Source organism: Priestia sp. YIM B13489 (assembly GCF_042787645.1).
In the GTDB taxonomy this organism is placed as follows: Bacteria; Bacillota; Bacilli; order Bacillales; family Bacillaceae_H; genus Priestia; species Priestia megaterium.
In genome coordinates, this window is record NZ_JBHZOQ010000053.1 from 3789198 (window position 1) to 3807759 (window position 18562).

Here is an 18562-nt window from a genome sequence, read left to right on the forward strand (position 1 = left end):
TATCTTTTTTCTATGAAATCACAGTAATTGAAGAAAAGTTTCTCTTTTGCTTATACTAGATAATGCACCTTAGATTTTCAGGAGGCAGAAAGAAGACATGCTCACAAATAAATCATCTTACTTTTTACAATTAACGAAACGATTCAAAAAAGCTGCAACGGCAAATTCAGTTATTCTTGGAATTTTGTTAGCTATTGTGGGAGGTTTTCTTGATGCTTATACGTATATAAGCAGAAACGGAGTATTCGCAAATGCACAAAGTGGAAATATCGTCTTATTAGGTGTAAAGGCAGCGCAAGGTCAATGGACAGAAGCTTTTCTTCATATCCCCCCTATTGTAGCCTTTATCCTAGGTGTTGCTGTAACCGAAACATTTAAGCAGCCGCGATTTGTATCTGTACTCCCTGATACTTCTCGTATCGTATTGCTTTTAGAAATTGTCGTACTCATTATCGTTGGTTTTTTACCGTCTAGTGTTCCTAATATGTTGGTTACAGTAACAATTTCATTTGTTGCTGCTCTTCAAGTTTCTTCATTTAGAACTTTGATAAAATGGTCATATAATACAACCATGACGACCGGAAACCTTCGTACTGCTTCTCAAGCAGCATACTATGCTATATTCAAACGCGATGAAAACGCTGCTTATCAGTGCCTTCGTTTTACCGCCATTATCCTCTCTTTTTTGAGCGGGGCATTGTTAGGTTCTATTTCTACTTTCACCCTGGGGACAAAAGCAGTTTGGCTAGCTTCTGCTATTCTTTTTCTCGCTTTTGTCATTTTAAATTCAGAATCTCAAAAAAGCCTTTGAAATCATTGATTTCAAAGGCTTTTTTATTAAACTGATTTTCTAAATGCCATAACATGCAAATCTTTTACCGGATAAAAATCGTTATCAGGAAAGCGAACGTAACCTCTTTTAGTGTACAGCTTAATGGCATGTTCCATTGAATGATCTGTATGTAAACCTAAATAAGAACACCCTAGCTCCCGAGATTTTTTTTCACACGCTTCAAGAAGCGCGTTGGCGACTCCTTTTCGGCGATGCGTCGGAGCAACTGCCAGCAGACGAATTTCGGCCCATGGAAATGGCTTTAACAACCCTCCGTATACATCCGTATTCGGCGGATAAAACAAAACGCTTCCTGCCATTTCTCCATCGATTTCAGCTACAATGCACTCAAATTTCTTTTCTTCACTCAGGGTATGTAAAATTCCCTTTCGATATCTTTTCCAGTGTGCTTCTGATTTTACAGCTGCATATTGCTCATAAGCAGCAAGCGTCACTGTTTCAATAGATGATGTTTCTTCTTCTCTAGCTTTTCGAACGATCAATTTTTTCTCCTCCATTTACCTTCTTCATTAGTTCTTATTGTCTATGGTGAAACATGTTTATGCAACACATTTGCATTTTAAAACAGCTTCCTTTGCATATATTTAATCCGTTCATTATGGTTTCTGAAGCGGTCTTTGTGCTGAAACTCTGCTTGTCTTCATATACATATAAAGAGATTCAAAGACAAGGATGAGACAGCATGTATAAAAAATTAATTGCAATTGGAATTGGCAGTGTGTTTGTTAGTATTGGAATTAACGTTTTTATTCTTCCGCTTCAGCTTGTAACAGGAGGCATTACGGGAATTAGCTTAATTCTTAATTATTTACTTGGCTATAAAGTAGGCGTGATGATTTTTTGCTTAAACTTCCCTATTTACCTTCTCGCTCTAGGTTTTAACCGCTCTTATTTTTTAAATGCTATCTATGGCATGGTTCTCTCAGCCGTGATGATTGATTTGCTGTTTCCGCTTCATGGGATTTTTCACCTTCCCATTATCTTAAGCGCTTGCCTTGGAGGTGTTTTTAACGGAATCGGAACCGGCATCATGCTCCGGCAGCACGCAAGTCAAGGCGGGGTCGACTTATTTTCTCTGATACTTGCGAAATGGTTATCTTTAAATCCTGGCATCATTATTTTAGTAATTGACGCATCTATTATTATTTCAGGTATTTTACTGCTTCAAAACGATACAGCTATTTATTCATTATTCATTGTTGTATGCTCCGGTATAGTGACCAGTTTAATTACATCTTTCAAACGCATCATCGTCTATGTATAGGGAAAAAGCCTCGAGACATTCATCTCGAGGCTTTTCTTTATTTGTCATTTAAAAATTCTTGCAGCGCTTCTTTATTTTTATCTAAATCAATAGCAAGCACCATACCAACACCGCTATACGTTTTGTTTTCAAACGATCCGTCTAACGGCAGTCGCAGGCTTTGAACATCTTTCATGTTTCCTGTTACCACATCTTTAGCGAGAAGCATCATACTTTTTGTATCTAAATTTGTATCGATATAAGGATCCATTACGCCGAGAAGCTTCGGTATTTTAAACACGCTGTTTAGGCTTGCTACTTCATCTTTAAGCTTTAAAACGACTTCTTGCTGGCGTTGAACGCGTCCAAAATCACTCATGTTATCATGACGAAAACGTACATAGCCAAGCAGTTGTTCACCGTGTAAAACTTGGGTACCTTTGTGAAGCGTCATACCAATTCCTGAAGACATGTCGTGAGGCACGGTTACTTTAATGCCATCAGGTGCAATCGTATCTACAATTTTTGAAAACCCTTCGAAGTCCACAACTGCATAATAGTTAATATCGATATCAAAATTTTGTTTGATCGTTTTACGCAGCAGCTCAGGACCTCCGAACGCGTAAGCAGCATTCAGCTTTTGCTTGCCGTGTCCTGGAATATCCACATACATATCCCTCATAAGGGAAACAATTTTCGGGTGTTTGCTTTTAGAATCGTAGTGAGCAATTAAAATAGAGTCTGTACGAGAATGCTTTTCCCCGCGCGAGTCACTTCCTAACAGCAGCATATTTACTTCTCCGTTATTTGGGAGACTGCCTTGAAACTGTTCAAATGTCGTGCCGTCATCCGCAAATTTACCATCGCTTGCCATCGATAGCCCTTGCTTATATTGGAAATAGCTGTATATGCCTCCAACGATAATAAAAAGAAACAACAAAGCAAAGAACACTCTGCCCCATCGAACTCTTCTTCTTCTTTTGCGTCTTGTTCGCTCCACGTTTCTGTCACCAGCTTTCTTTTTCAATGAAGTTCTCATAAAACAAGCAAGTAGCTAAGCTTTTAAAAAGCTCCTCTACTTGCTTGTTTGGATTGTATGGTGTGAAAGCTTACATTACTTTTCTGTTTCTTGGTCTTTTCCATACATGTATTTTGATGGATCGACCGGTTTAAAGTCATCTAATTTATTAAATCGTAATAAATCACCGTATAACACTTTATCAGAAAGTTCTAGCTCTCTTCCAACTTTCTTTTTATAAGCTTTCGCTTCGTCTGTTGCTGTGATTCTTTCTCCCGTGTTTGTATCGTAATACTTGCCGTCAATTGACGTGTATTTCGGAGAAACATAATCACCGTTTCTAAATGCTACTACCTGATCATGGTCTTTTGATAATAAATCTGTACCGAATTGAACATACTCTTTACTATCAATTCCCACTAAGTGAAGAAGCGTAGGTACTACGTCAATTTCACCGCCGTACGTATGGTTCACTCCACCTTTTACGCCTGGTACGTGAAGGAAGAACGGTACGCGTTGAAGCTGAGCGTTTTTATATGGCGTAATTTTCTCGCCAAGAACTTTTTCCATTGCTTTGTTATGATTTTCAGAAATACCGTAGTGGTCACCGTAAATCATAATAACTGAGTTGTCATATAAGCCTGAAGCTTTTAGCTCTGTAAAGAATTCTTGCAGTGATTCATCCAAATAACGAGCCGTTTGGAAATAACGGTCTACCGTTCCATCTCCTGTGTTTGCCGGCTCAATGCTAGCATCGCCTTTATCAAGGACAAATGGGAAATGGTTTGTTAATGTAATCATATGCGCATAGAAAGGCTGCTTCAATGACTGTAGCATTGGCATAGATTCTTTGAAGAATGGCTTATCTTTTAATCCATAGTTTACTTTGTTATCACCAGTCATATTGTAATAACTTGCGTCAAAGAATTTATCCACACCGAACTGTTTATAAATTTCATTACGGTTCCAGAACGTTTTATAGTCTCCGTGTAAAACGGCACTTGTATAGCCGCCCTTTTGATCTAAGATCGCTGGTGCTGCTTGGTACGTGTTGCGGCCTTTTAAGCTAAATGCTGATCCTTGAGGCAAGCCGTATAATGATGTATCCATCATAAGCTCTGCATCAGCTGTTTTACCTTGTCCTGTTTGATGGAAGAAGTTATCAAAATACATAAATTCATTTCCATTTGCTAATGAGTTTAAAAACGGCGTTACTTCTTGCCCGTTTAACTTGTAGTTAATCAGGAACGACTGAAATGATTCTAGATGAATTTTAATAATGTTTTTTCCTTTTGCTTTACCGGCATACTCAATATTTGGAGCTGCATAGTGACTTGTACTGAAGTTTTTCACTGTTGTTAAGTCATCACTGCTTGCGAATGCTCGCTGCTTTGAGTTTTTAAACGTTTGAACTGCATCATACACCGTGTAGTTGTATGCTCCTAAATATTTCACTAGGTAGTTGCGATCAAATGTTCTTGTTAGTAATTCAGGGCGATCTTTTTCAGCATAGTGCAAGTTAATTGCAAAAGCGATAGCTCCTGCCGCTAGTACCATGAACGTATAGCGGAATTTAAGGCGTGCTTTTGGCCATTCGATTTTTCTAACAAACAATAGCGCAATCAGTAAAACGATATCTACAAAGTAAAAAATATCGTGAGCTTTTACTAAATCAGCGATACTGCCTCCTAAATGACCCGCATTGCTTGTTTGCGTTAAAGTAGGCAATGTCACAAAGTCATTGAAGAATCGATAATATAAAATATTGCTGTACAAAATGACCGTCATGATTGTACTAAGGATAAGCGTCCAAACGATGGCTCTTTTCCCTTTTGCAAACAATGCTAACCCTAAAAAGATCAAAGTTGAACTAATTGGATTAATAAACAATAACGTTTTTTGCATTGAGTCACTTATATCTAAGTTGAACTCCACTTTGTAAGACATGTAAGACTTGATCCACATGAATAAAACCGCTATAAAAAAGTAAAACAACGGCTTTGAAAATAGTTTTTTCATTTTCAAATTCCTTTCACTAAAAAGTAGAGATTTCATGTTCAGCTAACCTCAGGAAAGTCCCCTACATTAAATCGTAACGGTTACGTCCTGCAAAAGATTACCTGAAAATGATTCAATTTGTCAAACAATATCATCTTCATCTCTTTTTTTAGTCATCTACAAAATTTACATTTCAACTTGTAATCTCTTATTTTTTATCGTGATGTTAATATTACACAATTGTTAATTTGTAAATTTTGTTCTCCCTATATTGCATACATATTAATTTACCACATTTCTGCTCTGCAATAAAAGTATTTTTATTTTATTAGGCATAATATTTCACATACTGAATGAAAAGGTACTATTGTACTGGACGTTATTCTTCGCTTGCTGTTAGGACTAGTAAAAATAGACTGATCTATGCTTAGTCTTTATCTTCATCAACAGCTATGCGGTCTCCGTGTGCAAAGGGCTGTGAAATAACTAGAAACTCAATCTCTTCGCTCGAACGATTCATCATTTGATGAAGAATGGACGGAAGCACTTCTATTCCTTCATGTGCTTTTACATCATAAATAATTCCGTCTACTTCTAGAGCAGCTGTTCCTTTTAGCACAAAGAAAAATTGCTGTGCTCTCGTGTGATAATGCCTTACCTCTTTCGTATGAGGAGGCATGCGCTCATGAATAATACTTACGTCTTTATTTTTCACTAGGTGCCACCCATCGCATTTTCCTCCCCACACGTAGTGTTCTGCGTTTTGCTTACTGACTTTCATGACTAGCTCCCCTTTTTCTAATAAATGAAGACCTGCAGATGAAATAGAAATTCTATGTGATCTTTTTAATCTTGCTATTGGAAATACTTTTTTTAGATGAAGGTTTTGGCTTCAAAGTAAAAAGCATTCCTAAAAAGATCAAAACAATGCCTGCCAGCTGAAAAAGCGTCGGGCGAAATCCCGTGAATGCTGTATCTAATAAAATAGCAACGGCTGGATCTAAAAACACTAGAACCGAAATCACCTGAGTTTTTAAGTAGCGCAGGCTGTCGAAAAACAAATAATACACTAAACCAGTATGTACAAAGCCCGTTACCAAAATAGCTGTCCAATTGGCCGCTGTTAAGAAATGAAAATCACTAAAATGAACAAACGGCAATAATAAAAAAATCCCTAACAAAGTCTGAATAAATGTAACAGCGTAAGCACTCGTATGAATAATTCCTTTGCCAAGCAGCGTTGTGCATGCATAAAACAAAGCGGCTAAAAGCGCCCACAGTATTCCTGAAGACATGAAGCCATCAATCGTAAGTTCCTTCACCCCAATAATCAGAAGTGTTCCCACAAAACAAGTGAAAATAGACATAACGCCAAGAACCGTTAATTTCTCCTTAAAGATAAAGCTTCCCAGAAGCAATACTAAGACGGGTGCAAGATGATAAATAGAAATAGCTACCGTAACGGACATCATTTCAAATGCTTTAAATAGAAACACCCAGTTAAACACAAGGAATATGCCGCACAGTAAAATCTGCTTTATTTCTTTGGCATTCCATTTCTCCCTTTTATATTCACCGGTTACAAACCAGCACATTCCTAGAAAAAGCGTTGCACAAATACAGCGAACAAATACTAAATCAAAAGAAGGAAGTCCAGTTTGTGTGGAGAAAAAGCCAATTGAACCAAAAATACTCATTGAAACCATCATTTTTACCATTGGGCCAGCTTTCATTTTTTCACCTCACTTTCAGAAAACTATTATTATTCAAACATAAAGAAGTCTATTTGTAAATTAATGGTTCATAAGCTCTGTTCCATGAAAAAGCAAAAAGCGCAAAGACACGGGGTCAGTCCCATCGTCTTTGCGCTTTTCTGTCTTTCTTTTAATCTTCAACCGGGAACCAGCCTGGTGTGTTAATAACGGCTTGCCACAGCGGGTCAGGAATCACAAGCTTTTCCTGATCTTTTTTGCTTAATGTTGTCACAATTTCATTTTCACGGCCTTCTTTGACTTTTTGAACCCAGTCTGGATCCATAATTAATTCACGGCCAATCGCAAGCAGTGGAATGCCGGTTTCAAGAGCTGCTGCTGCTTCGTCTGCTGTATGAATAGAACCTACGCCCATCACAGGTACGCGGCTTCCTACGCGCTCTTGAATAATCTCAATGCGTGAACGAGTATCTTCCACGCCTCGGCGAGGTTTTGACCAGAATTCCATTAGCGATACGTGAAGGTAATCAAGGTCTTTTTCTGCTAGTGCATCAACTAACTTCAACGTATCAGCCATTGTAATTCCAGGCGTTTCAGGCTCTTCTGGCGAGAAGCGATAGCCTACTAAAAATGGCTCTTTTGCATGTTTAGAAACGGCTTGCTTTACTTCGTCTACAATTGCCAGCGGGAATGTTAAGCGTTTTTCTACGCTACCGCCCCATTTATCTTGGCGGCGATTAGAATGCGGAGAAAAGAACTGCTGAATTAAATAGTTATTTGCTCCGTGGATTTCAACTCCGTCAAATCCTGCTTCAATAGCACGGCGCGTCATCTCACCAAAATCATGAATAATGCCGTCGATTTCTTCATTTGTTAACTCTCGAGGCACCGGTGCTCCTTCTTGTTCTGCAGCAACAGCACTTGCGCTAACAACCTCTCCATTTGGAACAAGCTCAGGCGGACACATGCGGCCTCCGTGAAAAATTTGAAGAACTGCTTTTGCTCCTTGATCTTTAATGGACGTTGCTAAACGGCGCAGACTAGGAATCATTTCATCGCTGTCTGCAGCAAACTCTCCGTGAAATCCTTTGCCGTTCGGCGTTCCGTATGTACATGCTGTAATGACCATGCTAACACCGTCTGAACGTCGTACATAGTAGTCTACTTCTGCATTTGATACTGTTCCATCTTCATTTGATGAAAAATTTGTCATAGGCGCAAGAATAACGCGGTTATCTAATTTGATGCCATTTGAAAAAGTAAACGGCTGTAAAAGCGGCTCATACTTTTTATTTGTCATTTTGTTTCCCTCCAAAAATGATACGGTCAAAAATATTGGCATATTATAGGTAGAAACTGTTTTTCCTTCCTAATAATATGTGTCATTTAAAACTGTAACTTTAAAATATACTGTGATTTTAATCTGTACAGTTTCGCCTGTCAAAGAATAAGACTTTCTCATATAAAAAAGCACTCATATACTGAGTGCTTTTTTATCATTGCGAAAGAGGTCCCTGATTATACATGAATGCTTTTACTTTTACATATTGAGCTTCTAACTCTTGAAGTGTCAGTTCGTATAGGTGCCGATTTCCTTTTTTATAAATACCAAAATTCAATAGCGCATTAATAAACCAATTTCTCTTATGTTCCGTTTCAGGCTGTGTGTGTTGTTTCACCATTTCCACCACCTAAGTTTATCTCATTTTAATTTTGCAAAGCATTCGCTTTTACATAAAGGATTTTACTTCTGTACGATGAAAAAACAGTGAAATAGAGAGTTTTTTTATTTTAAATTTCCGCAGCCGGACCCGCCATTTTTTTGCGTCTTTTTACTCCTGACAATATTTTTTCGATATAATAAATAACAATAATAAAAACCGACATAATAGCAAAATAAGTACCGATTACAACAAAAGGATTCGGACTTTCAAAACCGCCTTCTTTTCCTTTCATCCCTCTTTCCGGACCTCCCCCATCGTGATCAAAGTTCGGACGTTCGTGACCAGCAGATGCCGTCGCCGAAGATTTGTTCTCGCCAAATGAATGGCGATCAAAATCCGGCTTCCCACCGCCTTTTTGCGGCATATCTGAGGAACTTAAATTCAGTACTTTCGCTACTCCTCCAAGCTTTCCAAGAAAACTCGTCTCATTTATTTCGTATATACCAACGACTAACAATGCAACGGTTGCGAGCTTAGCTGCTATGCTCAAGCTTTTCTTTGACTTTTTGAATTTCGTCATGTTTTTACATACATTTATAACCCATTGCCAATGAAGACCTATGTGAGCGGCTACTAGAATTAACACTAAAAATGATACCGAAATATGCGAAACCTTAAACCATTGTTCATTGCCCACATTAATATTTGGAAATACTACTCTTGAAATAAAAATACCGCTAATCATAATAAATGACATCGTAATCAACAGCATGATATTTAAAAAGTAACCAAACTTTGTTCTGCGCGGCAGCTTGCGGTCAAATAATTTAACCGTAACTTTCTTTACCCACTGCCAGTTTAGTAGCACGTGGGTAAAAAAGGCGACGGCAATCGCTAGCCCCGCAATTTCATGAAACGTTAACCCTCCCAATACTTGTTTGTTAAAAAATAAAACAAACGTAACAGCCATTAAAAGATCCAGTCCAAATCGGACGTACATCATCTTTTTCACTCTATTCATTCTCCTCAGCTATGTATTTGTCAAAACAACCTCTTTTTCATATTTCTTAATGTAAGCAGAGTTGGTGAAAATTAGGTGAAACGACTGGTTTTTTTACCAAAATAACCAGTCCTGAGTTCTATAAAAAACAAAGTTCCATCATTTTATTTTTTAGAAAATAGCTGTTGACAAAGAAAAAAGAAGCACGTATAGTAATGGTTATTCATCAAGAACTTTCAGATTTTAATCAAAAACACAGCGATTGGGAGTAGTAGAAGCTTATTATTCGGTCAAGAGAGCTACGGGTTGGTGTAACGTAGTCCAATAATACTTTGAACTCGCCCAGGAGTGGTAATTCAGAAAGAATGCAGAAGTATTCTCTAAGTTTTAACGTCTAACCTTCGTTATCAGGTTTTAAGCAGGGTTCTTTAAGAGCCAACAAGAGTGGTACCGCGGTTAGCTAAAGCTTATCGTCTCTTCTCTCATTTGATAATGAGGTAGGAGACGATAAGCTTTTTTTATTTTATAAAAAAGTGGAGGGAAAAGTCATGAAGAAGGACAACCAAGGTTTGCAGCGAACAATGACTTCACGTCACATTATGATGATGGCGCTAGGTGGAGCAATTGGCGCTGGTTTATTTAAAGGAAGCAGCTCAGCTATTGATATGGCAGGGCCATCAGTTATCATTGCTTATTTAATTGGCGGAATTATTTTACTATTCATTATGCAAGGTCTTGCTGAAATGGCGGTTCGAAACAGTGACGCACGAACGTTTCGTGATTTAGTTCAGTCGATTTTAGGAAGCTACCCCGCTTATTTTTTAGACTGGATTTACTGGAAAATGTGGGTGTTAAACATTGCAGCTGAAGCTGTTGTAGCAGCTATTTTTATTCAGTACTGGCTTCCTGATTATCCAATTTGGATGCTTGCTTTAGGCGTATCCGTTATTGTCACAGTTATTAACTTGCTTTCGGTCAAAGCATTTGCTGAAACGGAATACTGGTTAGCATTAATTAAAATTACGGTCATTGTAATCTTTATCATCGCTGGACTTCTGTTACTATTTGTATCATTTGGTCACCATACCGCAGCGGGCTTTTCGAACTTGAGCGATCACGGCGGTTTCTTTCCTAAAGGACCAACTGGGTTAATTACAGCGATGCTAGTTGTCATCTACTCTTACGGTGGAACTGAAATCATCGGGGTAACGCTAGCTGAAACAAAAAACCCTGAAAAAGTAGTACCAAAAGCCGTGCGCAGCACATTAACGCGCATCATTGCTTTTTATCTGTTCCCGTTTTTTATCATCGTGAGCTTGATTCCTTGGAATGAAGTGAACGGCGTTTCTCAAAGCCCTTTTGTAATGGTATTTAAAATGTTTGGAATTCCCGGAGCAGATCATATTATGAATGCCGTGATCTTGTTAGCCGTTATTTCTTCAATGAACTCAGGGCTTTACGGTTCATCACGTATTTTGTATACGCAAGCAGTAGACGGTCGAGTGCCGAAGATATTTTCGAAACTTTCTGTTAACAGAGTTCCTGTCTATGCAATCTTAATGTGTACATCATCTCTTTATGTGGGCGTGTTGATTTCCTTATTTGCAGGAAGTAAAACATTTGATTATTTGATGGGATCCTTAGGATATACCGTGTTGTTTATTTGGTTGATTATTGCGATCGCACACTTAAAGTCCCGCAAAGTTCAGCCAGAAGCATCGAGCAGCTACTCTGTTAAATGGTTTCCTTATACGACGTGGGCTGCCCTAATTGCACTAAGCGCTATTTTAATTGGTGTTATCTGCACAACCTCCGTTGTTATTACGGCTATTACACTAGCTATCTATTTATTTATTACAACTACGTATATCTTTAAAGGCCGCTTTTATCGATCATCGGCAGTCAAGCACGCTAAATAAAAAAACGCCTCCTTTGAGTCATCAGAGGAGGCGTTTTTTTATTTAAAATGATAAGTACCAATAGCCAAGTGCAAAGCCGATATAGTTACCAATAATATAGCCAAGCGTTCCTACTACCAAGATAGGACCAACCAAACTTCCCCATCCTTTAGCAATTGCCATTGCACTTGCTGTCGTAGGTCCCCCTACCGTTGCATTGCTCGCCAGTAAAATATGTTCTAAATCAATTTTAAATACTTTTCCTAAAAGCAGCCCCACTATTAAATTACTTAGTCCCACAATGAGCACAAATAGAATCAAAAGAGGTGCTTTTTCAACAATTAACGGAATGGACGCCGGCACTCCAATGACAACAAAGAAAATATAAATGAAGTACGTGCCGATTTCTTGGCTTCCGCTAATGTTTTTAAAATAAGAAGGAAATAGATAAATGACAAGAAACGTAAGTGTGGAAAGCAATAAGTATTTTTCGCTCAAAATAGTATGTAATAATGTTTGAACTACCGAAACATTTGGACCGGTTGGAATGATTGTTCCAAACCATTCGGCTAATTTAAACGATGCAACCACTAGAAAAAATGATGTACCAATTGAAGCCGCCACGTCTTTTAACGAAATTTCTTTTTTTGCCCAATATTTTTCTGCAAGCGTATGGCGATCATTTTCTCCATATTGCCCAGCCTCTACTTCTTGAATATGAGGCGTCTTAAAATGTTTTCTAAAAAACTTCATAGAAGGAACAAACATATACACGGCAAACAGCAAAGCCATGACCATATTATCAGCAACCACCGTCGCGGAAACCATTTGACTTGATGGTTCAAATTTAGCCGTAACGGTAGCAAAATTAACCCCTCCGCCTACATAAGAAGCGCCGATAGCAGCTGCAATTTTTGCTAGTTCAGGAATATAATCTTTTAATAACAAGAAGCCTGCCGTGCTCCCTATAACCGTTCCTACTGCACAGATTAAGAAAATAAAAAGCAGCTTCCGGCTTTCTTGAAATAATTCTTTCATGTTGACTTGAAATAACAATAATGGAATGGCAAGCGGTACTAGATACGCCCAAACCGCATCATAAACCGGAGACTCTGTTGGAATGATTTTTAAATTTGATAGGATAAGCGCTCCCGCTAGCGCAATAATAGCTCCTGACAGAAAAGAAGCCCACTTATACTTTTGTTCGAGAAAAATGCTAACAGAAGCCCAAATCGCTAGAATTCCCCATAGTGCCCACGTATCATCAGCTTGAATAATAGTAAAAATCACAAGCTACTCCTTTCTTTCTCTTTTTCAAGAAATAGAATTTTCAGAAAATACACTTTGAATTTTATCAATATATGCCAAATTCCGTCAATCTATAAAAAAGAGTCGAGGACAAAGTAGTCTAGTTAAAGTGAAACACGAACTATCTATCACAAAGGATGAATAGTTCGTGTTTTTTTATGATTATAGTGAACGTAGGTTTTATGTTGGTAGCTAATTCTAGCTGTTGATTGGAGGACAAGGCGAAGCCTTGCACGGAAATCAACTGCGGTGTCACAAGCAGTCCAGCTCATGTATTCCGATTGTTAGTCTTTAGATTAGATTCATTTCGTTATGTCCCAGCCTCACTTTTTATTTACGAACAAGAACTGGAATCTGCTGCTGAATCTGCTGCAAAGGAGCGCTTGTTTTCTCTGTTAACGAACGCAAGATCCCCCCTTCGATCATACAGTTAATCACAACTGCGAGCTCTCCTGCCTGCTTTTCTTGAAATCCGCTCTCTATCATTTTTTCTCTAAAAAGTTTTTCCCAATCTTGAAACGCTGCGTAGCAGACTTCGCGCAGCGGTTCATTAATAAGCGCTGTTTCTCCAGCCAGCAGTCCAACAGGCATACCAGCAATGCTTTCTTCGTGTTCAAACTGCTTGGACAATTCTTCAATAAAATACTGAATAGCCTGCGATGCGTCAGAAGATTTATTTAGACTTTCTTTAATTTGAACTTGGACGTATTTATTCGTATATTGAACAGCGTGAATCGCCAGTTCTTCTTTCCCTTTTGGAAAATAATAATAAAGAGACCCTTTTGGCGACCCGCTCTCTTTAATAATTTGATTTAATCCTGTTGCATGATAGCCTTGCAGCTGAAAAAGCCGCGATGCTGTTTCTAAAATCTTATCGCGTGCATTTGCTTTCTTCACAAAACGATGCCTCCCCTATATAATAAGTGGTTTCTATAACACTACTTATCATATAAGGAAATGAAATTTTTGTCAAAATAAAGTGAATATTTTACCATTCGTTTTTTCTTTCTTTCATTCCTTATGACCTAATAATTGTTTTTCTTACTTCTTCCGCTAACGGTTGAAGAGGCGTAATAATACGGTCGCTTACCTCCGCCGCCGCTTCTACCATCGAGAGCTGCGCCACTGAAACAACAGTGTTATGCTCTTTTATTAGCTCATGTAAGACATGTTTTACCTTCTGTTTATACTTCTCTAGGTTTCCAGTCATTACTAGTTCAAAAGCACCTTCTATCACAACAGGGCGAACCTTTATCTTTACATTTTGATAAAATGCAAATTCGTCTAGACGCTTCATTGTTCCTTCTATGGTCTCCGGATTTGTAAACACGATAAGCTGCGGTTCTTCTATTTCACATATTCGGCGAAAATAAGGCTCATCGATTTTAATAATTGGAATATCGCTTGTAAATGCTTCTGGTAAAAGAGCAATGTAGTTCGTGCACGTGAGTAAAATGGCATCCGCTGAACATTCTTTCATCCACTTTAACTGCTTTTCTACTTTTGCAGCTGCTGCCTCCGCTGCAAACTTAGGGTCGGTTGTTATCCGATGTACAAGGCCGGGGTCTACGAAATGCATACAGTTCGCAAACGGCAGCGTTTTTTCTATATAAGAGATGTTCGAATGATGAGCGTGCAGGCAAGCAATTTTCTTCATCGTTTTCCTCCTGTATGATGGTCTTTGAAATACTGAATTAAAAATTCCTGAAACTTTTTCGCAACAGGAGTTAAATATTTATCCTTGTTCCACGCAATCCCAATTACCCTTGAAGCTGAGTCTTCTTTGAGCTTTATTTTTTTAATGCCTCGCAAGTCCACTCCCTTTATTTCAGGAAGCAAGGCAACCCCTAAATGAGCCGCTACAAAACCAATCACCGTCAAAAATTCTTCTCCTTCAAACGTAATATTTGGGACAATCTCCGCTTCTTCAAACAGCTGATCAAAAATTGTTCGGCTTCCGTATCCTTTTTTTAACGCGATAAACGATTCATGAGCCAACTCTGAAATCGAAAGCACTTGTTTTGAGGCAAAAGAATGCGTATCAGGGACATACGCGTACAGCTCGTCTTTCCATAAATATTCCCACTGAATTCCTGCCCTGGATTCCGTTACGGAAGACATACAAAAATCAATTTCTCCTGTTTGAAGCTGATCGAGCATGATGTTCGTGGCGTTCTCAAAAATTTGAAATTGAACGTTCGGATACTCTTGTAAAAAAGCATGAACTAGTTTTGGGACGGATGAAGCGCCTAATGATTTTAAAAAAGCAAACGAAATACTGCCGCGGTGAGGATGAATCAAATCTGAAAGCTCACGTTTAGCTTCTTCCATTTCGTTTAATACTTTAGCCGTTCGTTCATAAAAAAGCCGTCCGTATCGATTTAAAATAACTTGCCTTCCTTTTCGTTCAAATAGCGGCACGCCAAGCTCTGATTCTAATTTAGAAATTGAGCGGCTGAGCGTAGGCTGGGCGATTGATAATTTTTCTGCGGCCTTTGTGAAATGTTCCGTTTGAGCTACAACATTAAAATATTCGAGCTGCTGCCATTCCATTTTTTCACATCCTTTACTTATTACATAATACTATCAATTTCATATAAATTATACATTGGACGTCATAAAAAATTCATGTTTAAATGAAGAACGTAGCACTTGCTAAAAATGTTATGTGTCTGCATAGAATAAGTGTTGAAAGAAGGAATTAGTTTATGGATGTTTCAATTGTTTTAACAATGTTAGCCGTCGGACTGATCTTAGGATTTGTCGGAGCAGGCGGATCAGGTTTTATTATTTCAATTTTAACGCTGCTGTACGGCGTATCTGTACACGTTGCTCTCGCAACGGCTCTTACCGCAATGATTTTCTCTTCTTTATCTGGCGCCGTCAGTCATTACCGCGAAGGTAACGTATCTTTAAAATCCGGTATCTCTGTTGGTATCCTCGGTGCATTAGGCGCTTGGATTGGGTCTAACCTTTCATCCTTTATCCCAGAAGGCGAGCTAAAGTGGCTAACAGCCGGTATGCTTTTATTATCTGGCGTTTTACTTTGGCTGCGTATGTTTTTATTTTCCCGTCAGCAAAAAGAACGTACGATTCCAACAGGAGCTAAATTTATCGTCTATTCTTTACTAATTGGCTTAATCACAGGCGCTCTGTCAGGAATGTTTGGAATTGGATCAACTCCATTTATCCAGCTTGGCCTTATGATGGTATTAGGCTTGTCTATTCGTCAGTCGGCCGGAACGACAATGCTCGTTATTATTCCGATTGCCATCGGCGGGGGAATGGGCTATTATCAGCAGGGCTTTTTAGATATTCCACTGTTGATCCAAGTAGTGGTCGGCACAATGGTCGGTTCCTATATTGGAGCAAAGTTTACAAATCGTGTACCTGCTCCCGTATTAAAAACGTCCCTTGTAGCGCTGCCTATTTTCTCTAGCTTCCTACTTGTTATATAAGAAAAAAGCTTGAACTCTTGTTCAAGCTTTTTTTATGTCCATCTGATAAACAAACTGCTTTCCTTGGTTTCCAAAAATATGCCGGTTTGTATCAACAAAGCCGCTTCGTTTATACAGATGCTGCGCCGCCGTGTTTTTATGGTTCACGCCTAGCACCACTTCATTTTTAGTCGGAAAGTGATGGTTGATAAAAGAAGGAAGAAGTTTCAATGACTTTTTGCCAACTCCCTTTCCTTGATAATCAGGATGAATGGAATACGACCGTATTAAAAGCGCGCCGGAGCTCTCGGTATATTCTTTAACAGCTTTCCCTGCGTCAAGCACGAAAAAGCCGGCTACTTTGTTTTCTGTCAAAATCAAAACGGGCGTTCTATCCTTTTCCTGCTTACACCTAGCTAAGGCTTCAGCGGGAAGTGCCGTATAAATGAGCTGCTCTTTAGGCAACGTATAGCTATGTATAGATGACTCGTAGGCTTCACTATAAAACGCTAGTGCTACATTTACTGTATTATCCATTCTATACCTTACCCCTTTTTCCATAGTATAACATGCACAAAAAAAGCCGCATAAAGCGGCTTTTCCTTTATCTAGCGTCGGATACAACGGTAAAGCGTTCGTTTATATGCTCTCCTCGCTCAATTTCATCAATGACTGCAATGGCGTAATCAGCATAGCTGACATGGCTGTTTCCTTCTGAGTTTAAAATAACATGATCTTTCCCTGTTTTATAAGCATCTGTTCGTTTTCCTGAAGGATTAAAAAATGCTGCTGGGCTAATAAACGTCCAATTAATATCGCTTGTACTTTCTAAGTCTTTTAAATTTTGAGCTTGATTGTCAGCTGTCGCTTTGTACTCTTTTGGAAAATCAGGCGTATCCGCTAGACGCGTCGTTTTCTCCTCATCAACAAACAAACTGCCTGCTCCTCCTACAACAAGAAGACGAACGTCCGGAGCTTGTTTAAATACATGGATTAACGATTGCCCCGCTTCTACATGCAGATGTTCTTTTCCTTCAGGAGCTCCAAACGCATTCACTACTGCGTCGAAACCTTCAATATCGTTTGCCGTAATATCAAAGATGTCCTTTTCCAATGTACGAACATCCCGTTCTTCTACTTTGCCCCCATCACGTACGATTGCCGTTACATCATGCCCGCGATTTAAAGCCTCTTTTACGATAAAACTTCCTGCTTTTCCTGTAGCACCTACGACTCCAATTTTCATTTTATAACCTCCAGTAAAATTCTCTATATTTAGGTAATAGCCTTTTTTTGCTATGCTAAAACACTGCGAAATGATTTAAGCAAGATAGAGAACGAATAAAGAGGCTGAAGCGAAAGTTTTTTAGTTGAAGGAAGATCCGAACGTAGGTTATATATATGTCGGTACTTCTAGCGTTTGATTGAAGGGCAAGGCTCACCGGCCGCCCGCGGAAAGCGAAGCCTTGCACGGAAATCACCCGCGGTGTATAAACGATCCATACTGGTCCCTTTATCCGTTTGTTCGACTTTAGACTAATTTAGTTATGCCTTAATCTCTTTGACGAAAAATAAATAAGTGCTTATTCAATTTCAATAAATAACACGTGAGCCATAGAATGAATTGATTTAATCAATTCTACTTTATTCCCTTTCTTTTTTGCTTTTCCTTTTATTTCAACAAAATAAAACAGTTCACCTTGATGATGGTCTCGGTGAATTTCATAGGATGAAATCATAATATTTTCCCTTTCAATCTTATCAAGAAGCTCATAAATATCCTCTTGATTCGCTGCACGAAACTTAATTAAAAGGGAATGAGTAGAAAGAGATGTAAACATCACGTTCAATATTTCTAAGCCAATCAGCACCAATATAGTTGCACTAATGCCGACTGTATACATACCCGCCCCAATGCTTAAACCAATTCCCGACGTTGCCCATACGCCTGCGGCTGTTGTGAGCCCTCTAATATGCTGCTTCTGAATAATAATCATACCTGCTCCTAAAAAACCAATACCGCTTACTACTTGTGCTGCAACCCGGCTCGGATCAAGGGCCATATGATCTTGATGAAGCACATCTGAAAAGCCGTATTTCGAAATTAACATAATCAGCGTGCTACCGACAGCAACTAAAAAATGAGTGCGAAAGCCCGCTTCTTTTGCTCTAAATTCTCTTTCTAATCCAACCAAAGCTCCTAACAGACCGGATAGAGCTAGACGACTAATAAAAGCTGCGGTCATTTTCCCTCCCCCTTTCTCTTCCTCTTCATTTTTTCATAAACACACCTATTAACTATTTCTATTTTTGTTATAATTTACTATAACCATTTTTTGAAGTGGAGGCTAATCAAAGTGGGTAAAGTTATCGATTATTACAGCAGATTTGATGAGGGGGGAAGATTAGAACGCGAGCCTATTGAGTTTCA

General features: G+C 38.8%; 19 protein-coding genes and 1 other annotated feature. Of the genes, 4 read left to right on the top strand and 15 right to left on the bottom strand.

All coding sequences use genetic code 11. The features are described from left to right. The first annotated feature begins 97 nt into the window (after positions 1 to 97). Positions 98 to 811, top strand: a complete 714-nt coding sequence (locus tag ACFX4W_RS25385; protein ID WP_013058628.1) for a YoaK family protein — start codon at positions 98 to 100, stop codon at positions 809 to 811. Between the two features lie 26 nt (positions 812 to 837). Here the strand turns inward: ACFX4W_RS25385 and ACFX4W_RS25390 are convergent, their stop codons facing one another. Next, positions 838 to 1335, bottom strand: a complete 498-nt coding sequence (locus ACFX4W_RS25390) for a GNAT family N-acetyltransferase (protein ID WP_043978356.1) — start codon at positions 1333 to 1335, stop codon at positions 838 to 840. A 200-nt stretch (positions 1336 to 1535) separates the two neighbouring features. Between ACFX4W_RS25390 and ACFX4W_RS25395 the strand changes: the two genes are divergently transcribed. After that, entirely contained in the window at positions 1536 to 2117 is a 582-nt protein-coding gene (locus ACFX4W_RS25395; protein WP_043978354.1) for a YitT family protein, read from the top strand. Between the two features lie 37 nt (positions 2118 to 2154). On the opposite strand, the gene ACFX4W_RS25400 is transcribed toward ACFX4W_RS25395, so the two are convergent. From ACFX4W_RS25400 to ACFX4W_RS25430, 7 genes are all read right to left on the bottom strand, one after another. After that, positions 2155 to 3123 carry an LCP family protein gene (locus ACFX4W_RS25400; RefSeq protein ID WP_043978731.1) on the bottom strand — a complete coding sequence of 323 codons (969 nt, stop codon included), beginning with the start codon at positions 3121 to 3123 and terminating at the stop codon, positions 2155 to 2157. A gap of 87 nt (positions 3124 to 3210) precedes the next feature. Beyond that, positions 3211 to 5133 (bottom strand): lipoteichoic acid synthase, encoded by a 1923-nt coding sequence (gene ltaS, locus ACFX4W_RS25405; protein WP_043978351.1) that lies wholly within the window; start codon positions 5131 to 5133, stop codon positions 3211 to 3213. A gap of 406 nt (positions 5134 to 5539) precedes the next feature. Next, on the bottom strand, positions 5540 to 5893 hold the full coding sequence (locus ACFX4W_RS25410) for a cupin domain-containing protein (protein ID WP_028410967.1): 354 nt from the start codon (positions 5891 to 5893) through the stop codon (positions 5540 to 5542). Positions 5894 to 5945: 52 nt separating this feature from the next. Beyond that, positions 5946 to 6845: a DMT family transporter gene (locus tag ACFX4W_RS25415; RefSeq protein ID WP_377560249.1), complete on the bottom strand. Its 900-nt coding sequence runs from the start codon at positions 6843 to 6845 to the stop codon at positions 5946 to 5948. Positions 6846 to 6996: 151 nt separating this feature from the next. Then, positions 6997 to 8124 (bottom strand): NADH-dependent flavin oxidoreductase, encoded by a 1128-nt coding sequence (locus ACFX4W_RS25420; RefSeq protein WP_043978349.1) that lies wholly within the window; start codon positions 8122 to 8124, stop codon positions 6997 to 6999. Positions 8125 to 8320: 196 nt separating this feature from the next. Further along, a complete protein-coding gene (locus tag ACFX4W_RS25425) occupies positions 8321 to 8506 on the bottom strand; it encodes a Fur-regulated basic protein FbpA (RefSeq protein ID WP_034649488.1) in 186 nt (61 codons plus the stop codon). A 109-nt stretch (positions 8507 to 8615) separates the two neighbouring features. Further along, entirely contained in the window at positions 8616 to 9500 is an 885-nt protein-coding gene (locus tag ACFX4W_RS25430) for a DUF4405 domain-containing protein (RefSeq protein WP_043978345.1), read from the bottom strand. 237 nt (positions 9501 to 9737) lie between these two features. Beyond that, positions 9738 to 9969 (top strand) — a binding site (T-box leader). A 67-nt stretch (positions 9970 to 10036) separates the two neighbouring features. Between ACFX4W_RS25430 and ACFX4W_RS25435 the strand changes: the two genes are divergently transcribed. After that, positions 10037 to 11407 (top strand): amino acid permease, encoded by a 1371-nt coding sequence (locus tag ACFX4W_RS25435; RefSeq protein ID WP_280560124.1) that lies wholly within the window; start codon positions 10037 to 10039, stop codon positions 11405 to 11407. A gap of 42 nt (positions 11408 to 11449) precedes the next feature. Here the strand turns inward: ACFX4W_RS25435 and ACFX4W_RS25440 are convergent, their stop codons facing one another. The 4 genes from ACFX4W_RS25440 to ACFX4W_RS25455 form a co-directional block, all read right to left on the bottom strand. Then, positions 11450 to 12676 (bottom strand): DUF819 family protein, encoded by a 1227-nt coding sequence (locus ACFX4W_RS25440; protein WP_043978340.1) that lies wholly within the window; start codon positions 12674 to 12676, stop codon positions 11450 to 11452. 348 nt (positions 12677 to 13024) lie between these two features. Beyond that, complete coding sequence (locus ACFX4W_RS25445) at positions 13025 to 13591, bottom strand: TetR/AcrR family transcriptional regulator (protein ID WP_043978336.1); 567 nt, start codon at positions 13589 to 13591, stop codon at positions 13025 to 13027. Between the two features lie 121 nt (positions 13592 to 13712). Then, a complete protein-coding gene (locus ACFX4W_RS25450; RefSeq protein WP_162214859.1) occupies positions 13713 to 14351 on the bottom strand; it encodes a hypothetical protein in 639 nt (212 codons plus the stop codon). Beyond that, on the bottom strand, positions 14348 to 15247 hold the full coding sequence (locus ACFX4W_RS25455; RefSeq protein ID WP_043978330.1) for a LysR family transcriptional regulator: 900 nt from the start codon (positions 15245 to 15247) through the stop codon (positions 14348 to 14350). Before ACFX4W_RS25455 ends, ACFX4W_RS25450 begins: the two co-directional genes overlap by 4 nt. Before the next feature lie 155 nt (positions 15248 to 15402). Here ACFX4W_RS25455 and ACFX4W_RS25460 point away from each other — a divergent pair, with 155 nt between their 5' ends. Next, the gene (locus ACFX4W_RS25460) at positions 15403 to 16152 is read left to right on the top strand and encodes a sulfite exporter TauE/SafE family protein (RefSeq protein ID WP_043978328.1); all 750 of its coding nucleotides are present in this window, start codon (positions 15403 to 15405) and stop codon (positions 16150 to 16152) included. Between the two features lie 21 nt (positions 16153 to 16173). Here the strand turns inward: ACFX4W_RS25460 and ACFX4W_RS25465 are convergent, their stop codons facing one another. From ACFX4W_RS25465 to ACFX4W_RS25475, 3 genes are all read right to left on the bottom strand, one after another. Then, entirely contained in the window at positions 16174 to 16668 is a 495-nt protein-coding gene (locus ACFX4W_RS25465; RefSeq protein WP_043978326.1) for a GNAT family N-acetyltransferase, read from the bottom strand. A 67-nt stretch (positions 16669 to 16735) separates the two neighbouring features. Then, positions 16736 to 17377 carry an NAD(P)-dependent oxidoreductase gene (locus tag ACFX4W_RS25470; RefSeq protein WP_043978324.1) on the bottom strand — a complete coding sequence of 214 codons (642 nt, stop codon included), beginning with the start codon at positions 17375 to 17377 and terminating at the stop codon, positions 16736 to 16738. Between the two features lie 337 nt (positions 17378 to 17714). Continuing rightward, positions 17715 to 18377, bottom strand: a complete 663-nt coding sequence (locus ACFX4W_RS25475; RefSeq protein WP_377560253.1) for an MgtC/SapB family protein — start codon at positions 18375 to 18377, stop codon at positions 17715 to 17717. Positions 18378 to 18562: the final 185 nt, after the last annotated feature.